The organism is Robiginitalea sp. SC105 (assembly GCF_014243345.1).
Classification (GTDB): Bacteria; Bacteroidota; Bacteroidia; order Flavobacteriales; family Flavobacteriaceae; genus Robiginitalea.
In genome coordinates this window covers 776,837-795,040 of sequence record NZ_JACLZF010000002.1, presented here as the reverse complement: position 1 = coordinate 795,040, position 18,204 = coordinate 776,837, and the positions used below count along the sequence as shown (strand labels likewise).

Sequence of the window (18,204 nt, the reverse complement as noted above, 5' to 3'; positions counted from 1 at the left end):
CTCCTTCCCGGGGTGCCAGGGCCTCCTTCCCGGGTGCCGGGGCCTCCTGTTGCCAGCCTCCCCTCCGGTTGCAGGCATAAAAAAACCCCGGGGTTACCGGGGTTTGTGACTGTGTCGGAAGGCAGGTTATTTCTTCTTGCCTTTTCCTTCCATCTTGTCCTTAAGGGCCTGGAGTTGCTCATTGGCGTCCCCGAGGGTAGGCTTGTTCTCGTCGGCCTGGGCAGATTTCCGTCTGGCGGCGCGAACGTTGCGCTGCTCTTCTTCCTTGAAAATTGCCGTGTGGCTGGCGACCACCCGCTTATAATCCTTATTGAACTCGATGATCTTGAATTCGGCTTCTTCCCCGCGCTGGAGCTTCTTGCCGTCTTCCTTCTCCATGTGGCGCTGGGGCACAAAGGCAGTGATGTCTTCATTGAATTCAATGATGGCACCCTTGTCGACGATCTCGGTGATCGCAGCCTTGTGGGTCGTCCCCTCTCCAAACTCGTCCTCGTACTTGTCCCAGGGGTTTTCCTGGGTCTGCTTGTGTCCGAGGCTCAGTTTGCGCCCGTCCACGTCGAGTTCCAGTACTTCCACTTCCATCTCGTCCCCAACGGTTACAAATTCCGAAGGGTGCTTGATTTTCTTGGTCCAGGACAGGTCCGAAATATAGATCAGCCCGTCGATACCTTCCTCGAGTTCCACAAAGACCCCGAAGTTGGTAAAGTTCCGTACGATCCCCTTGTGGCGGGATCCAACGGGATACTTGCTGGTGATATCGGTCCACGGGTCCGGGGTGAGCTGCTTGAGGCCCAGGGACATCTTGCGGTCCTCGCGGTCCAGGGTAAGGACCACTGCCTCGAGCTCGTCGCCCACTTTTACGAAATCCTGTGCACTGCGCAGGTGGGTGGACCAGGACATTTCCGAAACGTGGATAAGTCCTTCCACACCTTCGGCCACTTCCAGGAAGGCACCGTAGTCTGCGATGACCACTACCTTGCCCTTCACCTTGTCGCCAATCTTGATCTCATCGCCCAGGGCATCCCACGGATGCTTTTCAAGCTGCTTGATACCCAACTGGATGCGGGATTTGTTTTCGTCGAAATCCAGGATGACCACATTGAGCTTCTGGTCCAGGTCCACCACCTCGTTGGGGTGGTTGATCCGGCTCCAGGACAGGTCGGTGATGTGCACCAAGCCGTCCACGCCGCCCAGGTCGATAAATACGCCGTAGGAAGTGATGTTCTTGACAACCCCTTCCAGTACCTGGCCTTTTTCCAGCTGGCTGATGATCTCCTTCTTCTGCTCCTCGATATCGGCCTCGATCAGCGCCTTGTGGGAGACAACCACGTTCTTGAATTCCTGGTTGATCTTGACCACCTTGAACTCCATGGTCTTGCCTACATACTGGTCGTAGTCGCGTATCGGCTTGACGTCGATCTGGGATCCGGGAAGGAAGGCTTCGATACCGAAAACGTCCACGATCATCCCGCCCTTGGTGCGGCATTTCACGTAACCGGTGACGACCTCTTCCTTGTCGTGGGCATCGTTGACCCGTTCCCAGGCCTTGATGGTACGGGCTTTCCGGTGGGAAAGCACCAGTTGACCGTTTTTATCCTCGCGGATGTCGATCAGTACTTCCACGGTGTCACCTACCTTGAGGTCCGGGTTGTAGCGGAATTCGTTCAGGGAAATGACCCCTTCGGACTTCGCATTGATATCGATGATCGCCTCGCGGTCCGTAATGTGGGTGATTTTCCCCTCCACTACCTCCTCATCGGCGGTATCTACAAAATTCTCTTTGACGAGCTGCTCGAATTCCTTCAGCTTTTCGTCCTCTACCCGCTCGATTCCCTCTTCGTACTTATCCCAGTCGAAATTTTCCAGGAACTGTTGCGGGTCCTGTTTTTTTGCAGGGGCTTCCTGCACTTTGGCCTCCACAGTTTCTACTGCTTCCTCCGTTTTGTTTTCTTCAGCCATTTGCTGATCTTGTTTGTATCCCGAAGCCCGCCAGGAGTGAGCACCTGCTCCGGAAGTTGTTTCTATACTTGTGTTGTTATCCCTTTTCCCTCCTGGTTCCGTACGCGAAAAAGGTCTGCAAAAATACAACGAAAACCGCTTATTACCAAGTAATTCTGAGGCAGCCTCCCGCTACCGGCGGTTTTTATGCCGCGGACATGCTTTTTTTCGGCCGGAGGACGGGGGTTTTTGGGCCCGCAGGCGGCGAATTAGGGTTTGAATTCGTATCTTGAAACTCCAGAATTTATAACTGTTAAATTGAAATTTATGAGTGTTAAGTCCAAATACCAGCCCGTGCTGGACCTCGGCCAGAAGCTGGGTGTCAAAGACGGGGATGTGGGGGAAGAGAACGGCGTCCTGAAAATCAAAGGCACCACCCGCACCCAGTACGAGAAAAACCTCCTCTGGGATAAAATCAAGGAAATCGGGGGTGAGAGCCCTTCCGATATCAAGGCCAACATCAAGGTGGAAGATGCTTCCGTCTACCACCGGCACGTGGTCAAAGCCGGCGAATCACTGAGCAAGATCGCAAAGCACTATTACGGGGATCCCATGAAATACAAACAGATTTTCGAGGCGAACAGGAATATCCTCAACAACCCGGACGTCATCCATCCGGACCAGGTCCTGGTCATCCCGACCCCTTAAAAGAACCTTTATTTTTTAGGAAATGGGGCGCTTTTCACGAGGCGCCTTTTTTTTGATCTATTACCCGGAGGGCAAAGGCATGGATGCGTTCGAACTGCTCCTTCATCCCCATATCGCTGTTGTCGAATTCGATGGCGTCATCCGCCTTTTTCAGGGGGGAAATGGCGCGATGGGAGTCCAGGTAGTCCCTTTCCCTCACGTTGTGCAGCACGTCTTCGAAACGGACTTCCTCCCCCCGGTCCAGCAGTTCCTTATACCGCCTGCCGGCCCGGATCTCGGCGCTGGCCGTCATAAAAATCTTCAGGTCTGCCCTGGGCAACACCACGGTTCCGATGTCCCGGCCATCCATCACCACCCCGCCCCGGGAACCCATTTTTTGTTGCTGGGCAACCAGTTTCTCCCGGACAGCCCCAATGGCAGCCACCTGGCTAACATGGCGGGAAACCTCCAGGGTGCGGATCTCCCCTTCCACGTTTTCCCCATTGAGGGTAATCTCCGATCGCCCGTTGCCTTTATTGAGTTCAAACCCGATATCCAGACCGGGCAGGCGGCCAGCAAGCGCAGCCTCATCCGGCTCCTTTCCGATTAATCCCTCCCGGAGCGCATACAGGGTTACTGCCCGGTACATGGCCCCCGTGTCGATGTAGATGTACCCGAGGGCGCTGGCCAGCTGCCGCGCCAGGGTGCTTTTGCCCGTGGATGAATAGCCGTCGATGGCAATGGAGATTTTCCGCATGCTCAAAAGTACACAATTTAGGCAGGTGGGACTGCCCGGCTGCCCTAGAGGGTCTTGGCTCCCTTAACCTTCTGTTTGGTCACCGCGATGTCGATGACTTCTTTCATATCGGTGACATAGTGGAAGGTAAGTCCTTTCAGGTAATCCTCCTTGATCTCCGCAATGTCCCTGCGGTTTTCCTCGCAGAGGATGACTTCTTTGATGCGGGCCCGTTTGGCCGCCAGGATTTTCTCCTTGATCCCGCCCACCGGGAGCACCTTGCCCCTGAGAGTGATCTCCCCGGTCATGGCAATGCTCTTTTTCACCTTGCGCTGGCTGAAAAGGCTCACCAGGGAAGTCAGCATGGCGATCCCGGCACTGGGCCCGTCCTTGGGCGTCGCCCCTTCCGGCACGTGGATGTGCACATTGTATTTCTCGAAGACCTCCGGGTCTATCCCGAAGGATTCGGCATTGGACTTGATGTATTCCAGGGCGATGGTGGCCGATTCCTTCATCACCTTCCCGAGGTTCCCGGTAATGTTTAGGTTCCCCTTCCCTTTGGAAAGGATGGACTCGATGAACAGGATGTCGCCGCCCACGCTGGTCCAGGCAAGGCCGGTAACCACCCCGGCCACCTCGTTGTTCTCGTATTTGTCCCGCTCCATGCGCGGGGCTCCGAGTACCTCCTCGATAATGGCATTGGTGACCTTTACCTCATAAGCGTCTTCCGTGGCGATGTTCCGCGCAGCGTACCGGACCATCTTGGCGATCTGCTTCTCCAGGCCGCGCACCCCGGATTCCCGGGTATAACCCTCCACGATTTTCTCGAGCTGCTTTTTGCCGATGCGCAGATCCCTGGAGGTCAGGCCGTGTTCGGCAAGTTGCTTGGGCAGCAGATGTCGCTTGGCAATCTCCACCTTTTCCTCAATGGTGTACCCCGTCACATTGATGATCTCCATCCGGTCGCGCAGGGCCGGCTGGATGGTTGACAGGTTATTCGCCGTGGCGATGAACATCACCTTGGACAGGTCGTAGCCCATTTCCAGGAAATTGTCGTAGAAATCGCTGTTTTGTTCCGGGTCCAGGACTTCCAGCATGGCCGAGGAGGGGTCCCCCTGGGAGCTGCTGGAGAGCTTGTCGATCTCATCGAGGATGAATACCGGGTTCGAGGTACCTGCTTTTTTGATGCTCTGGATGATACGGCCCGGCATGGCGCCGATATAGGTCTTCCGGTGCCCGCGGATCTCCGCTTCGTCCCTGAGGCCTCCAAGGGACATCCTTACGTACTCCCGGCCCAGGGCCTCCGCGATGGACTTGCCCAAAGAGGTCTTTCCCACCCCGGGGGGGCCATAGAGGCAGAGGATGGGGGATTTCATGTCGTTCCGCAGTTTGAGTACCGCCAGGTATTCGATTATGCGGCGCTTGACGTCTTCCAGTCCGTAGTGGTCCCGGTCGAGGATCTTTTCGGCCCGTTTCAGGTCGAACCGGTCCTTGGAGTATTCCTCCCAAGGGAGATCCAGCAGCAGGTCCAGGTAGTTCCGCTGTATGGAGTATTCCGCTACCTGGGGGTTCATCCGCTGGAGCTTGGCGAGTTCCTTCTCGAAATGTTCGCCAACCGCCTCGGACCATTTCTTTTTCTTGCCCCGCTCTTCCATCTCCTCGATCTCCTCGTCAAAAGAGAGTCCGCCCAGTTCCTCCTGGATGGTCTTCATTTGCTGGTGCAGGAAGTACTCCCGCTGTTGCTGGTCCATATCGCTGCGGACCTTGGACTGCAGTTCGTTGCGCAATTCCAGCTTCTGGAATTCGGTATTGAGGTGCTTCAGGGTGGCCAGGGCGCGCTGCTTGAGGTCCGAGATCTCGAGTAGATCCTGCTTTTCCTGTACCTCGAGGTTCAGGTTGGACGATACGAAATTGATCAGGAAGGAATCGCTCTGGATATTCTTGATGGCAAAGGAAGCCTCACTGGGGATGTTCGGGTTATCCTTGATGATCTGCAGGGCGAGTTCCTTGATGGAATCGATTATGGTGGAAAACTCCACATTGTCCCGCTTCGGGCGCTTTTCCCGGGTTTCCCGCACGGTGGCGGTGAGGTAGGGCTTTTCCGTGAGGATTTCCGCCACCTTGAACCGCTTTTTCCCCTGGATGATCACCGTGGTGTTCCCGTCGGGCATCTGCAGCACCCGGAGGATACGGGCCACGGTTCCCAGGGTGTGGATATCCTTGATGCCGGGGTTTTCAACCTCTTCATCCTTCTGGGCAACCACCCCGATCACCTTGGAGCCCTGGTTGGCATCCCGGATGAGGTTGATGGACGCGTCCCTGCCGGCCGTTATGGGGATAACGACCCCTGGGAAAAGGACGGTGTTCCGAAGCGGAAGGATCGGCAGCGTTTCGGGGAGTTCCTCGTTGTGCATTTCCTGCTCGTCTTCAGGGGTCAGGAGCGGGATCAATTCGGAATCCTGGTCCAGGTCCTGGAGCGACAGTTTGTCAAGCGATATAAATTTTGATTCAGACATGCAGTAAATTTCGGTCATTCTGTCACCTACGGACAGTTCGTTTCAATTTCATAGCGGATGTTGCAAAACATAATTGTTTGTATTCCAAACCATTAATGCCATTAATCAACAATTTTTCCATTTAGTAATGACAATTCCCATGCCATGGCCGCAATTTTAGTCTGCACCAACTGTAACAATCCGTAAATTGATTCATCTCTAAGACAAATAACAACTTTTTGAGCCAGCATAATGAACATACTGATGTTTTGTTGCAAGCGTGTTTGAAAGGCGACCAACGGGCTCAGATGAAGATTTACGATCAGTACTATCACGCCATGTACAACACGGCGGTACGCATCGTAAAGGATTCCGCAGAAGCTGAAGATATCATGCAGGAATCGTTTCTGAGCGCATTTACCAAGCTGGATACCTTCAAAGGGGAGGTAACCTTCGGGGCCTGGTTGAAACGCATCGTGATCAACAACAGTATTTACCACTACCGGAAGCAGCAGAAACTGCAGGAAGTGGGATTGGAAAGTGTATTAAACAAGGTCGAAGATAAGGATGAAGCTGTGGCTGATTCCGGGAGTACGGAACAAATGGCTCAAAAAGTACTGGAAACCATGAAGCAGCTAAAAGACAGCTACAGAATTTCTTTGACCTTACACTTAATCGAAGGTTATGATTACAAGGAAATCAGTGAAATCATGGACATGAGCTACGGCAATTGCAGGACAACCATCTCCAGGGCCAAAGACAGCCTGCGCAAGAAACTGTCCATTACACCAAGCGTATGAAAGAGAACGATACCATAGAATCATTATTCGGGGATCTCAGGGGGTCCCTGGACCTGCGGGAACCAGCAGAAGGACACCGGGACCGGTTCCGGGAACGCCTGGGGAAACAGGCAGGCAGGAGTAGCCGGCGCCGCCTCAATTTGTGGAGGCCGCTTTCGATAGCCGCCACGGTGGCCCTGTTGCTTACCGCATCCGTTTTCCTGCTGAGGCCCGACGCCTCCATGGAGGAACAGGTGGCCAGTATCTCCCCGGAAGCTTCCCAGACCTCCCACTATTTTGCCAACCTGGTGGCGCAGGAGGTACAGGAACTCGAAGCCCTGAGCAGCCCGGAAACCCGGCCGCTTATCGACGATGCGCTCCGGCAGCTACAGCAACTGGAGGCCGATTACCAGCGCCTGGAATCCGACCTCGTGGAGGGCGGCAACAGCAAAATGATCCTGCAGGCCATGATCAACAATTTTCAAACCCGCATCGACCTGTTGCAGCAGGTGATGGAAAAAATAGAAGAAATCAAACAATTCAAAAACGAAAACAATGCGACGAATGTCATTTAAAATCATCCCGCTCTTCCTGGCCCTGGTAACCTGCCTTGGCCCGGCACGGGCCAACGACCCCGAACTCCGCGGTCGGCATACCAAGGAAAAAACAATCAAAAAGGAATTCAACGTCAATTCCGATGCGCTGCTGAAAATCGACAACAGCTTCGGAAACCTGGTGCTCACTTCCTGGAACGAAAACCGCGTTGTAATCGAGGTACATATTACCACCAACGGGAACAACGAGGACAAAGTTCAAAACAAACTGGAGGAGATCACTGTGGAGTTCGAGGCAAGCGCCTCCATGGTTTCGGCCCGGACCCGTATCGGCAAGGACAATTCCTGGGGCTGGTGGGGCAAGAACAACAACGTGAACATGCAGATCAACTATACGGTCAGGATGCCGGTGAAGAACTCGGTCAACCTCAGCAACGATTACGGCAACATCAGCCTGGACCGGTTGGACGGGCATGCCCGGATCTCCTGCGACTATGGCCGGCTGGACCTGGGCGAGCTACGCGGAAGGAATAACGAACTCAGCTTCGATTACACCTCCAAATCCCGCATCGGTTTCATGAATTCCGGCAAGATCCGTGCGGATTATTCCGGGTTCGTCATCGAAAAAGCCGGGGACCTGGACATCTCAGCGGATTATACGGACTCCGCCGTGGAACAAATGGAAAACCTGACCTATTCGAGCGATTACGGCAACCTGGACGTGGGGGAAGCGAATAATATCCGAGGTTCCGGGGATTATATCAACGTGAAGCTGGGCACCATTCACGGGGATGTGGACATCACGGCAGACTACGGGTCCATCCGGATCGAGCGGATGGCACAGGATGCCGGGGACATCAACATCCGGACCGACTATACGGGGATCAAAATCGGATACGACCCGGCCTACCATTTTAATTTCGAAATCAGTTCGGAATACGCCGGGGTCAGCGGCAAGGAGGATTTCACCATCAACGTGAGCCGCGAAAAGAACAGCAGCCGCTACTACCAGGGGTATTACGGCTCCTCTTCCAGCGGGAATAGCGTCAACATAACCAGCGAATACGGGAATATCTCCTTTAACCGCCAATAAACAGTTTAACACCAATTAGGAATCGATATGAAAAATACAGTATTACTCGGTATAATCTGCCTGCTGACGGCCTGCAACCTGAACGGGCAGTGGGGAAAACGAATCAAAGGCAATGGCAACCAGGTTACCGAAGAGCGTCAGGTAGGGAGCTACGACGCGGTTTCCGTTTCGCATATCTTCACCGTCTACCTGGTAGCCGGAAGCGAAGGGCAGCTCCGGGTGGAGGCGGAGGAAAACCTGATGGAACACATCATCACGGAAGTCAGCGGAAATGAATTGAAAATCCACGTCGAAAGAGGCATACAGCTAGAACCCGGACGGGAATTCAGGAAAGACGGGATCCGCATCTGGGTACCGGTGGAATCCATCTCCGAGGTTTCCGCCAGTGGGGCCTCCGACCTGATCGGGGAGGTGGCATTGACCGCAGACCGCTTTAAGGCCAGTATTTCGGGTGCAGCGGATTGCGAACTGGACGTTACGGCGGAAACCGTGCTGGTAGACATGTCGGGGGCTTCCGAACTAAGGCTGTCCGGGGCTGCCGAAACCCTGGAAATCGAAGGGTCCGGCGCCTCCGACCTGGATGCCTACGGACTGACGGCCCGGCACGTGGACGCCGAACTTTCCGGATCCTCGGATGCGGACGTCACGGCAAATGAATCCCTCAGGGCCCGCGTATCGGGTGCCGGCGGGCTCACCTACAGGGGAAACCCCGATAAACTGGAGAGCAAAGCCAGCGGGGCCGGCAGCGTCCGGAAAGGATAAAAACAAACACTAATAGCATCAAACAAATTGAAAATCGTGAAAAAATCAGCATTACTCGGAATCCTCTGCCTGCTGACCGCCTGTAACCTGAGCGGCCAATGGGGCAAACGCGTCAAGGGCAACGGCAATACCGTGACGGAAACGCGTGAAGTGGGTAGTTACGAGGGGGTATCCCTCTCGGGATGGTTCGATGTGGAACTCGTCCCGGGTCCGGAGGGCCAAATCACCATCAGCGGGGAAGAAAACCTGCTCGAACACCTGGTTACGGAAGTAAACCGGGAGGGTTCCCTGGTGATTCGGACCGAAAAAGGATACAACCTCCAACCCTCCAGCTGGAAGGGTGGCGGCATACAGGTAACGGTGCCGGTAGAATCGATCCGTGAAGTTACCCTCTCGGGCTCCGGGGATATCGTGGGCAAGACCCGCCTGAAAGCAGATCGTTTTGAGACCGGCATGTCCGGAAGCGGGGATATTACCCTGGAACTGGATGCGGACCACGTGGAAGCTTCCCTTTCCGGTTCCGGGGACATCGTCCTGAGCGGGACGGCCGGGTCGGTGGAAATCCGGGTTTCCGGTTCGGGGGACGTCAAAGCCTTTGACTTGTCCGCACGTGAAGTGGAGGCAGTAGTTTCCGGATCTGCCGATGTACGTGTTACCGCCACGGAATCCCTGACCGCACGGGTATCGGGATCGGGCGATATCCATTACCGGGGGAACCCGGCAAGCGTAGACAGCAAAACCTCCGGTTCGGGGGATGTTGTCAAAGACTGAACCGATAGCATACAATCAGAAGACGTCACAGTCACCCCGGACAGCCGCAAAGCGACTGCCCGGGGTTATTTTTTGCGGGGTACCCGCATCAGCAGCACGATCCCGATCAGGAAAAAGACGCCCAACAGGAGGGCTGCAGGCCGCATGCTGTTATTCAGTTGGGAGACCAGCCCGAAGATGGACATCCCGATGACGATCCCAATTTTTTCGGCAACATCGTAAAAGGAGAAAAAAGACGTGGTATCGGTGGTTTCCGGCATGAACTTGGAGTAGGTAGACCTCGAAAGCGCCTGTATTCCCCCCATGACCAGGCCCACCAGGCCGGCAGCCAGGTAAAATTCCATTGGCTGCCGCACAAAATAGGCGTAGATGCAGATCCCCACCCACAGGGCGTTGATGGCCACCAAGGTCGGGATATTCCCGAAGGCCTTCGATGCCCGGGCCGTCAGGGTGGCGCCCGCAACAGCCACCAGCTGGATCACCAGGATGCTGACGATCAGGCCCGTGGTCCGTTCGGAATCCGTCCCCCAGGCAATTTCCTCTTCCCCAAAATAGGCTGCGATCAGCATGACGGTCTGAACGGCCATACTGTAAACAAAAAATGCCCCGAGGTAGCGCTTGAGCTCCGGCAATTGACCCAGCTGCCTCCAGACCCCCTGCAGTTCACGGAATCCGTTGAAGATGATGTGCGTCCGCCTGCCTTCCCGCCGGTAGCCCCTGGGCAGGTGGTAAAAGGTGTACTGGCTGAAACCAATCCACCAGATGCCCACGCTTACGAAGGAATATTTCATGGCCAGGATTTCCGCGGGCTGGTTTGCGGAATCCGGGATGCCGAAAACGTCCGGGTTCAGCACCATGGCAAGGTTAATAAGCAACAAAATCACGCTGCCGATATAACCCAGGGAAAAGCCCTTCGCGCTCAGCCGGTCCTGCTGTTCCGGGTAGGCGATATCCGGGAGGTAGGAGTTGTTCATCGCAAAACTCACCCAGAACCCGACCACCCCGAGGAAATAGAAAACCAAACCGGCATACAGGGTCTCCAGGGTGAACCAGTAAAGCCCGATGCAGGAAGCCCCGCCCAGGTAGCAGAAGGCTTTCATGAAGACCTTCTTGTTGCCCAGGTAATCCGCAATACCGGAAAGCAAAGGGGTGATCAGCGCGATGACAATAAAGGCAGCAGCCGTCACATAGCTGATCAGGGGGGTACGCCCCATGGTTACGCCCAGAACGGTTACCTGCTCCACGCCGGCCTGACGGAAGATAGCTCCCAGGTAAAGGGGGAATACAGCCGAGACCACGGTAAGGCTGTAGACGGAATTGGCCCAATCGTAGAATGCCCAGGCATTCAGGAGTTTGGGGCTGCCTTTGTGTGCAAATGCTTTTGCCATAAAAAAACCATCCGGTTTAGTGAATGGTTTTCAATATACGATTATTAGATGGGCTGCCTACCTGAAAGTAGTAACGCCAAATTTCCGGGCTTCTTCCTTGGCCAGTGGTGCCCACTCGGTCAGGTTGGCAATCCGGGTTTCGTTGGAAGGGTGCGTACTGAGGAATTCCGGGGGTGCCTGCCCGCCCTGGGCTTTCATCCGCTTCCAGAGTTCCGCGGCCTCGTCCGGGTTGTATCCGGCTATGGCCATAATCTGCAGCCCGATACGGTCGGCTTCGGTTTCGTGGCTCCGGCTGAAGGGGAGCATCCCCCCCACCGTGCTCCCCAGGCCATAGGCCTGCATATAGGCATTCCGCTTTTCCGGGTCGTCCACGGCCACCGCTACCCCGACGGCGCCGATCTGCTGCAGCATCCCTGCACTCATACGCTGGGCCCCGTGGTCCGCAAGGGCGTGGGCCACTTCATGGCCCATCACCACGGCAACGCCTGTTTCTCCCTGGCAAATGGGCAGGATCCCGGTATAGAAGACGATCTTGCCCCCGGGCATGCACCAGGCGTTGACCGTTTCGTCCTGCACCAGGTTGTATTCCCACTGGTAGTCCTTAAGGTACCCGGGGTACCCATTGGCCGTGAGCCAGCGCTCTGCCGCGGAGGCAATGCGCTGCCCGACCGCGGTGATCATATTGGCCTCGGCCCCGGAGTCGACTACCTTGTTTTCCTCGAGGAATTGGTCGTACTGGGCAAAAGCCATCGGGAAAATCTGGCTGTTCGGGTAAAAATTCAGGGTACTTTTACCCGTAAACGGATTCGTCTTACAGGCCGTGACTCCGAAGAAGAGTACGATCAGCAACAGGGCCTTTCTCATATGGGGCATTTTAAGATTCATCCAACTGGAAATTTACGAAAATTTCACTTCCCGGAAATGTGCAATACGCTAAAATTTTTGCTCACTTCGATAGTGTTGTCCCCGTTTATCCGCAGTTCCTTCAGGGGTATGGTCTCGTTGTCCAGCTGAACGCTCTTGATCCGGAAGGGCAGCCCGATCAGGCTGATCTTGAATTTTTCGTAGGAGGTGATATAGGAACCGTCCTTGAACTGCTGCAGCATCACCTCCTTTTCCTTCCCGTTGAAACGGAAGTTCCGGATGCTGTAACCGCCCTTCTTGTAGTCGTAGCCGTCCTGGGCATCCTCGTAGAGGGTGGATTGCTCCTGACCCAGCTTGTAGTAGACATTGAGTTCCATCTGCTCCAGTTTCTTTTCGCCCACATACTGCTGCACCGGGAATTTCGGGATGATGGCGCCTTCCCGGATAAAAATCGGGATCTTGTCGATGTCGGCCACCACCCACTTTTCGCTGCCGCCTTCGACGATTTCCCCCGTCCAGAAATTATGCCATTTCCCGCGAGGGACATACATCCTGCGCCCCTTGGCATTGGGCTCCTGTATGGGGCAGACCAGGATCTGGTCCCCGAAGATGAATTCGTCCGTGCGGAAATGCGTCTGGGTATCTTCCTGATCGTAGTATACCAGGGGTTTGAGCATGGGTACCCCTTCCTTGATATACCTCCAGAAACTGGTGTACAGGTAGGGTAGCAACTGATAGCGCAGCTGGATGAATTTCCGCACGATGCCCGTCACCTCCTCGTCAAAGGACCAGGGCTCCTGGTCGCCGTGGTCGCCGCTGGAGTGGACCCGGCAAAACGGGTGGAAGATCCCCAGCTGTACCCAGCGGGCAAAGAGTTCCCCGTTGGGTTGTTCCGCAAACCCCCCTATATCGGACCCCACATGGGAATAGCCGCTCATGCACATCCGCTGCACCTGCACGTTGGCAATCCAAAGGTGTTCCCAGGTAGCCACGTTGTCGCCCGTCCAGGTACACGAGTATCGCTGGGTACCCGAATAGGCCGCCCGTGTAATCACGAAGGGGCGTTTCGGGAACACGTATTTCTTGACCCCCTCATAGGTGGCCCGGACCATCTGCATGCCGTACACATTGTGGGCTTTCCGGTGGCTGCAGGGGTTGCCGTCGTAATCGTGCCGCATATCCAGGGGGGCCGTCTTGGTAGGCACCTCCATCACGGCGGGCTCATTCATGTCGTTCCATACCGCGTGCAGCCCGGAATCCTTGATAAAGTCCTCATAGAGGCCGGCCCACCATTGCCGCACTTCGGGATTCGTATAATCCGGGAAGCTGCAGGGACCCGGCCAGACCTTCCCGTGCATGATGGGGCCGTCAGCCCGTTTGCAGAAATAATCGTTTTCAAGGCCTTCCTGGTAGACCCAGTAATCCCGGTCTACCTTGATGCCCGGGTCGATCATCACCACGGTCTTGAAACCGTCCTTTTCAAGGTCGGTTATCATCTTTTTGGGATCCGGGAAGCGTTTCTTGTCCCAGGTGAAGCACCGGAACCCGTCCATGTAGTCAATGTCCAGATAAATGGCGTCGCAGGGGATTTTGAGCTTCCGGAAGTTCCTTGCCAGTTCCCTGACGCGCTTTTCAGGGTAGTAGCTCCATTTGGACTGGTGGTAGCCCAGGGCCCACATGGGCGGGAGCTCCGGGGTGCCCGTAAGATCCGTATAGGATTGTACCACCTTGGAAATCGCGGGCCCGTAGAAGAAATAATAATTCATCTCGCCTCCGTCTGCCCAGAAACTGGTGACATTCCGCCGCTCGTGGGCAAAGTCGAAATGCGTGCAAAAGGAGTTATCGAAAAATATCCCATAGGCCTGGTTGTTGTGCAGACCGATAAAAAACGGGATCGCCTTGTAGAGCGGGTCCTGTTCCTTCCCGAAGGCATACTGGTCAGTAACCCAGTTGTTTACACGCCTCCCCTTGAGGTTGGAATGGGTCGCCTTGTCACCCATCCCGTAAAAACTCTCGGAAGACTGGGTGATCTTGCTCATTTTGACCGTGTTCCCCCCGAAGGCATAGTTTTCCTCCCAGTGGAAGCCCAGTTCGTCCTCATTGATGATGTTCCCCTCCAGGTCGGAGATCTGCACGCGCAGGCTTTTCTTGTCTACCAGCACCTGCAGGCGGGAGGTGAGGATCCGGTAATCCGATGCGGTTTCTTCTTCCCTGAGTTCGTTGTACCCGCGGCTGTGGTCCGGGGCGATGGCATAGGAAAAGTCGGGTTCAAAATTGTAATCGGTGGCGTATCGGAAACGCAGGGTGCTGTTGCGCAGGATGGTGATTTCCAGGACTACCCCGTTATCGGTGGTAAAATAAAATTTCCCGGAATCTTTATGGTAGTCCACCACTTGATTGGGGTACAAATTCCCTTTGTACTCCAGTTCTGTATTGGTGATCATAGTTGGTTCTGTTTAAGCCTCACAAAAAAAAGACAAAGCTGCGAGAAAAGGAAATGTTCTCCCGGGCAAATATGAACGATAACGTTTGCGCCTGTTTTTTAACGGAAAACCACCACCCCCAGAGGCGGCAGATTCACCTCGATGGACCGGTCGTATCCGTGCCAGGGCGTCTTCGTGATTTTGGCTACCCCGTTTTCCATGCCGCTGCCGCCGTACTTCTCCGCATCGCTGTTGAATATTTCCTTTAACTGCCGGGTCTTCGGAACCCCGATCCGGTATCCCTCGCGGGGGACGGGCGTCAGGTTGCAGGCAATCACCAGGTCGTCCTTGGATTCATTCCCCATCCGCATGTAGGTGAGCACCGAATTTGCGGCATCCCCGTAATCGATCCAGCGAAAGCCCTCCTGGCTGTACTGTTTCTCGTACAGGGCCGGTTGTTCCCTGTAAAGCGTATTGAGGTCCCTGACCGCCTCCTGAACGCCCTTGTGGAAATCGTACTGCAGCAAGTGCCAGTCGAGACTTTGCTGGAAATTCCACTCGGAGGACTGGCCGAATTCCCCGCCCATAAACAACAGGTTAGACCCGGGGTGGGTAAACATATAGCCAAACAGCAACCGCAGGTTGGCAAACCGCTGCCATTCGTCCCCGGGCATGCGGTACAACAGGGATTGCTTCCCGTAGACCACCTCGTCGTGGGAGAAGGGCAACATAAAGTTCTCCGTAAAGGCATAGGTCATGCTGAAGGTGATGTCGTTCTGGTGGTGCCTGCGGTAGATCGGTTCCTTCTTGAAATATTCGAGCGTATCGTGCATCCAGCCCATCATCCACTTGATACCGAACCCGAGGCCCCCGATATCCACCGGCTTGGTGACTTTTGAGAAGGCCGTGGATTCCTCGGCGATGGTCTGCACCCCTTCGAAATTGCCATAGACCTGGGTGTTGAGCTCGCGGATAAAGGAAATGGCCTCCAGGTGTTCATTATTCCCGTACATGTTCGGCTCCCACTCCCCCTCTTCCCGGGAGTAATCCAGGTAGAGCATGGATGCCACCGCATCCACCCTCAGGCCGTCCACATGGAACTGGTCCAGCCAGTAAAGGGCGTTGCTGATCAGAAAGGCCCGCACTTCATTCCTCCCGTAATTAAAGATCAGGCTCTTCCAGTCTGGGTGGTAGCCTTTGCGGCGATCCGGGTGTTCGTACAGGTGGGAGCCGTCGAAATTGCCCAGTCCGTGGGCATCCTCCGGGAAGTGGGACGGGACCCAGTCCAGGATCACGCCGATCCCGGCCCGGTGCAGCGCATCGATCAGCACCTTGAAGTCTTCCGGCTTCCCGAAACGGGAGGTCGGTGCAAAATACCCGGTGAGCTGGTAGCCCCAGGACGGGTCAAAGGGGTATTCCATTACCGGCATAAACTCCACATGGGTGAAATTCATTTCCTTTACATAGGCCACCAGGTCCTCGGCAAGTTCCAGGTAGGTTAGGAATTCGTTGTCTTTGTTCCGCTTCCAGGAACCCAGGTGCACCTCGTATACGGAATAGGGTTTGTCCAGCCCGTTGTGGGAGGCCCTGTTTTTCATCCAGGTGGCGTCCTTCCATTTGTAATCGTCCGCCCAGACCACCGATGCGGTTTTCGGCGGATGTTCGCTGCGCCGGGCATAAGGGTCGGCTTTTTCGGTTTTCGCATCGTTGACGTGCGAATGGATTTTGTATTTGTAGAGCGTGCCCTGGTCCAGGCCCGGGATAAACCCCTCCCAGATGCCGCTTTCGTCCCAGCGGACGTTCAGGGGGTGCTCCCCTTCCAGCCAGTAGTTGAAGTCCCCGACTACGGATACGGACTTGGCCGAGGGCGCCCAGACGGCAAAGTAGACACCTTTTACACCGTCCACCTCGGTAATGTGTGAACCCATTTTTTCATAGAGTCGGTAGTGCTTGCCGGCCTTGAACAGGTTGATGTCGAAGTCCGTGAAAAAACTATGCGGGATTACTTTGCCCATGAGTTTGATATGTTAGGTTTAGTTAGTCGTTTATAATGCTTCGGATGCCTTCCAGCGGGATGACCGTCCAGTCCGGGCGGGAATTCATTTCATAGCCCAATTCGTAGACCGCCTTTTCCAGCATGCAGTACTTGAGCAGGAAGATGCGTTCGGCGCTGTAGCCGATATTGATATTGTTGTCCTGTATGAGTTTGACATAGGTATCCAGGAATACCCCCACAAAATAGCGGTACAGCACTTCCCCGGCGGTAAAGAGGTCCTCCTGGGAATACGGGTACTTGCCCGGGTTGTTGAAAATCGTGGCGTATACGGCGTAGTGGAAGGACCGGAAGATCCCGGCAATATCCTTCAGGGGCGGCTGTTTGACCTTCCGGTCCCGGATCGTGCTTTCCGGTTCCCCTTCAAAGTCAAGCAGGAAGAAGTCGTCCCCCTGTACCAGTACCTGTCCGAGGTGGTAATCCCCATGGACCCGCAAGCGTTCCCCCTTGAGCCTGGTCCAGTCAAAATTGATAAATCGCTTCCGTATTTCGTTCTTCCTTTCCAGGAATTCCCTGGCGAGTTCTAGGGCCTGCCCCTCGAGACGTTCCAGGTTGTTCTCCACCGTGTTGAGCCGGTTCTGGAACATGTAAAGCAGCCGGTTTTTGAGCCAGACCTCGTAATCCCCGTTAAAATGGGTGGGGGTAAAGGCGGTATCCTCGAATTCGGACCCGAGGGCAATATGCATCTCTGCTGTGCGCCGGGCGAGTTTTTCGAGCTTGAGGAAAATCTTCAGACCGGCCCAGTCGATGATCTCGGGGGGCACGCTCCGGGTATTGATGCGCTGGAACAACTCCAGCTTGGGCAACCGGTCCACGCGGATACCCTTGTATTCCAGGTTGCAGAAAATCTTATGCAGCTCCTTGAGCATGTATTCCCAGGCATCCCCCTGGTTGGGGACCAGTTCCTGCATCAGGGCAATGGTGACATTCACGTTGTCCGTATCCATGATACTCAGGCTGCCCTGGTAAGCGGGGGTGTTGGCATACCCCTTTCGCTCCGATAAAAACCGGCTCATCTCGTAATCCGGGTTCTTGTCGGCGTATATCCGCCGGAAAAACTTGATCACGGATTTCCCGTTGATGATGATGGAGGTGTTGCTCTGTTCAAGCCCCATGAATTTCGAGGATTCGTAAGGGGTCCCGTTGAAGGCTGTACTCTTGTGGTAGCGCACCCGGGTGGTGTCGTTGGGTTCCGCAAGCAGGATGCGCTCATAAACCAGGCGGCGGAAGGCCTCCAAATTGACGGCATCGATGATAAAACCCTCCTGGCCCCGGATGGAGAGGGGCAGGATTCGGTCCTTTTCGGCAAAACTCTCGTCCGAAACAAAGGCGATCGGCAGGAAGTAATGCTGGAAAAAGGCCTCCTCGAAATTCACCTCCAGCAGCAGGCCGTAATAGACCTCTTCGTGGTGCTGGATCCGGAAATACTCCTGGAGTTCAATGTATTTCAAGGTGCTGGATTTGCCCCCGTACCAGCGTTGCTGGACCACATAGTTTTCGAGGACGTCCGAGAGGAATACCTCCACAAACCGCGCATCGTCCATCAGCTGTTCCCAGGGGACGTCAAAGTGCAGCCCTTCCGGTTGCCCGGCCTCGGGCTGGACGGCTTCCGCTTTTTCCGGGACTGCCTGTTTTTTCGTTTCTGCTTCTTTTTTCGCCAT

14 protein-coding genes are annotated in these 18,204 nt (G+C 55.1%); 6 read left to right on the top strand and 8 right to left on the bottom strand.

Annotated features, from left to right (window positions below):
* Positions 1–126: 126 nt before the first annotated feature.
* Positions 127–1,959 (bottom strand): 30S ribosomal protein S1, encoded by a 1,833-nt coding sequence (gene rpsA, locus H7F20_RS12725; RefSeq protein WP_185786553.1) that lies wholly within the window; start codon positions 1,957–1,959, stop codon positions 127–129.
* A 306-nt stretch (positions 1,960–2,265) separates the two neighbouring features.
* Between rpsA and H7F20_RS12720 the strand changes: the two genes are divergently transcribed.
* A complete protein-coding gene (locus H7F20_RS12720; protein WP_185786552.1) occupies positions 2,266–2,646 on the top strand; it encodes a LysM peptidoglycan-binding domain-containing protein in 381 nt (126 codons plus the stop codon).
* Between the two features lie 34 nt (positions 2,647–2,680).
* Here the strand turns inward: H7F20_RS12720 and cmk are convergent, their stop codons facing one another.
* Together cmk and lon are read right to left on the bottom strand one after the other, a co-directional pair.
* On the bottom strand, positions 2,681–3,382 hold the full coding sequence (cmk, locus tag H7F20_RS12715; protein WP_185787160.1) for a (d)CMP kinase: 702 nt from the start codon (positions 3,380–3,382) through the stop codon (positions 2,681–2,683).
* Between the two features lie 44 nt (positions 3,383–3,426).
* On the bottom strand, positions 3,427–5,877 hold the full coding sequence (lon, locus tag H7F20_RS12710; protein WP_185786551.1) for an endopeptidase La: 2,451 nt from the start codon (positions 5,875–5,877) through the stop codon (positions 3,427–3,429).
* Positions 5,878–6,095: 218 nt separating this feature from the next.
* On the opposite strand from lon, the gene H7F20_RS12705 reads away from it, so the two are divergent.
* The 5 genes from H7F20_RS12705 to H7F20_RS12685 are packed head-to-tail and all read left to right on the top strand — an operon-like array spanning position 6,096 to position 9,815.
* On the top strand, positions 6,096–6,656 hold the full coding sequence (locus H7F20_RS12705) for an RNA polymerase sigma factor (RefSeq protein WP_185786550.1): 561 nt from the start codon (positions 6,096–6,098) through the stop codon (positions 6,654–6,656).
* The gene (locus H7F20_RS12700; protein ID WP_185786549.1) at positions 6,653–7,210 is read left to right on the top strand and encodes a hypothetical protein; all 558 of its coding nucleotides are present in this window, start codon (positions 6,653–6,655) and stop codon (positions 7,208–7,210) included. Before H7F20_RS12705 ends, H7F20_RS12700 begins: the two co-directional genes overlap by 4 nt.
* Positions 7,191–8,282 (top strand): DUF4097 family beta strand repeat-containing protein, encoded by a 1,092-nt coding sequence (locus H7F20_RS12695; protein ID WP_185786548.1) that lies wholly within the window; start codon positions 7,191–7,193, stop codon positions 8,280–8,282. The genes H7F20_RS12700 and H7F20_RS12695 overlap by 20 nt, the downstream gene beginning before the upstream one ends.
* A gap of 27 nt (positions 8,283–8,309) precedes the next feature.
* Positions 8,310–9,044 carry a head GIN domain-containing protein gene (locus H7F20_RS12690; RefSeq protein ID WP_185786547.1) on the top strand — a complete coding sequence of 245 codons (735 nt, stop codon included), beginning with the start codon at positions 8,310–8,312 and terminating at the stop codon, positions 9,042–9,044.
* Positions 9,045–9,080: 36 nt separating this feature from the next.
* Entirely contained in the window at positions 9,081–9,815 is a 735-nt protein-coding gene (locus tag H7F20_RS12685) for a head GIN domain-containing protein (protein ID WP_185786546.1), read from the top strand.
* 65 nt (positions 9,816–9,880) lie between these two features.
* On the opposite strand, the gene H7F20_RS12680 is transcribed toward H7F20_RS12685, so the two are convergent.
* From H7F20_RS12680 to H7F20_RS12660, 5 genes are all read right to left on the bottom strand, one after another.
* A complete protein-coding gene (locus tag H7F20_RS12680; RefSeq protein WP_185786545.1) occupies positions 9,881–11,203 on the bottom strand; it encodes an MFS transporter in 1,323 nt (440 codons plus the stop codon).
* A 57-nt stretch (positions 11,204–11,260) separates the two neighbouring features.
* Positions 11,261–12,067, bottom strand: coding sequence for a M48 family metallopeptidase (locus tag H7F20_RS12675; protein ID WP_185786544.1), 807 nt, complete (start codon positions 12,065–12,067; stop codon positions 11,261–11,263).
* A gap of 44 nt (positions 12,068–12,111) precedes the next feature.
* Positions 12,112–14,511, bottom strand: a complete 2,400-nt coding sequence (locus H7F20_RS12670; RefSeq protein WP_185786543.1) for a glycoside hydrolase family 31 protein — start codon at positions 14,509–14,511, stop codon at positions 12,112–12,114.
* A 98-nt stretch (positions 14,512–14,609) separates the two neighbouring features.
* Positions 14,610–16,505 (bottom strand): 1,4-alpha-glucan branching protein GlgB, encoded by a 1,896-nt coding sequence (glgB, locus tag H7F20_RS12665; RefSeq protein ID WP_185786542.1) that lies wholly within the window; start codon positions 16,503–16,505, stop codon positions 14,610–14,612.
* 22 nt (positions 16,506–16,527) lie between these two features.
* Entirely contained in the window at positions 16,528–18,204 is a 1,677-nt protein-coding gene (locus H7F20_RS12660) for a trehalose synthase (protein WP_255444091.1), read from the bottom strand.

What these genes read in the sequence shown, in the direction of transcription:
- rpsA (WP_185786553.1), bottom strand. Translation starts at nt 1,959, where the DNA reads ATGGCTGAAGAAAACAAAACGGAGGAAGCAGTAGAAACTGTGGAGGCC.
- H7F20_RS12720 (WP_185786552.1), top strand. Translation starts at nt 2,266, where the DNA reads ATGAGTGTTAAGTCCAAATACCAGCCCGTGCTGGACCTCGGCCAGAAG.
- cmk (WP_185787160.1), bottom strand. Translation starts at nt 3,382, where the DNA reads ATGCGGAAAATCTCCATTGCCATCGACGGCTATTCATCCACGGGCAAA.
- lon (WP_185786551.1), bottom strand. Translation starts at nt 5,877, where the DNA reads ATGTCTGAATCAAAATTTATATCGCTTGACAAACTGTCGCTCCAGGAC.
- H7F20_RS12700 (WP_185786549.1), top strand. Translation starts at nt 6,653, where the DNA reads ATGAAAGAGAACGATACCATAGAATCATTATTCGGGGATCTCAGGGGG.
- H7F20_RS12695 (WP_185786548.1), top strand. Translation starts at nt 7,191, where the DNA reads ATGCGACGAATGTCATTTAAAATCATCCCGCTCTTCCTGGCCCTGGTA.
- H7F20_RS12690 (WP_185786547.1), top strand. Translation starts at nt 8,310, where the DNA reads ATGAAAAATACAGTATTACTCGGTATAATCTGCCTGCTGACGGCCTGC.
- H7F20_RS12680 (WP_185786545.1), bottom strand. Translation starts at nt 11,203, where the DNA reads ATGGCAAAAGCATTTGCACACAAAGGCAGCCCCAAACTCCTGAATGCC.
- H7F20_RS12675 (WP_185786544.1), bottom strand. Translation starts at nt 12,067, where the DNA reads ATGAGAAAGGCCCTGTTGCTGATCGTACTCTTCTTCGGAGTCACGGCC.
- H7F20_RS12670 (WP_185786543.1), bottom strand. Translation starts at nt 14,511, where the DNA reads ATGATCACCAATACAGAACTGGAGTACAAAGGGAATTTGTACCCCAAT.
- glgB (WP_185786542.1), bottom strand. Translation starts at nt 16,505, where the DNA reads ATGGGCAAAGTAATCCCGCATAGTTTTTTCACGGACTTCGACATCAAC.
- H7F20_RS12660 (WP_255444091.1), bottom strand. Translation starts at nt 18,204, where the DNA reads ATGGCGAAAAAAGAAGCAGAAACGAAAAAACAGGCAGTCCCGGAAAAA.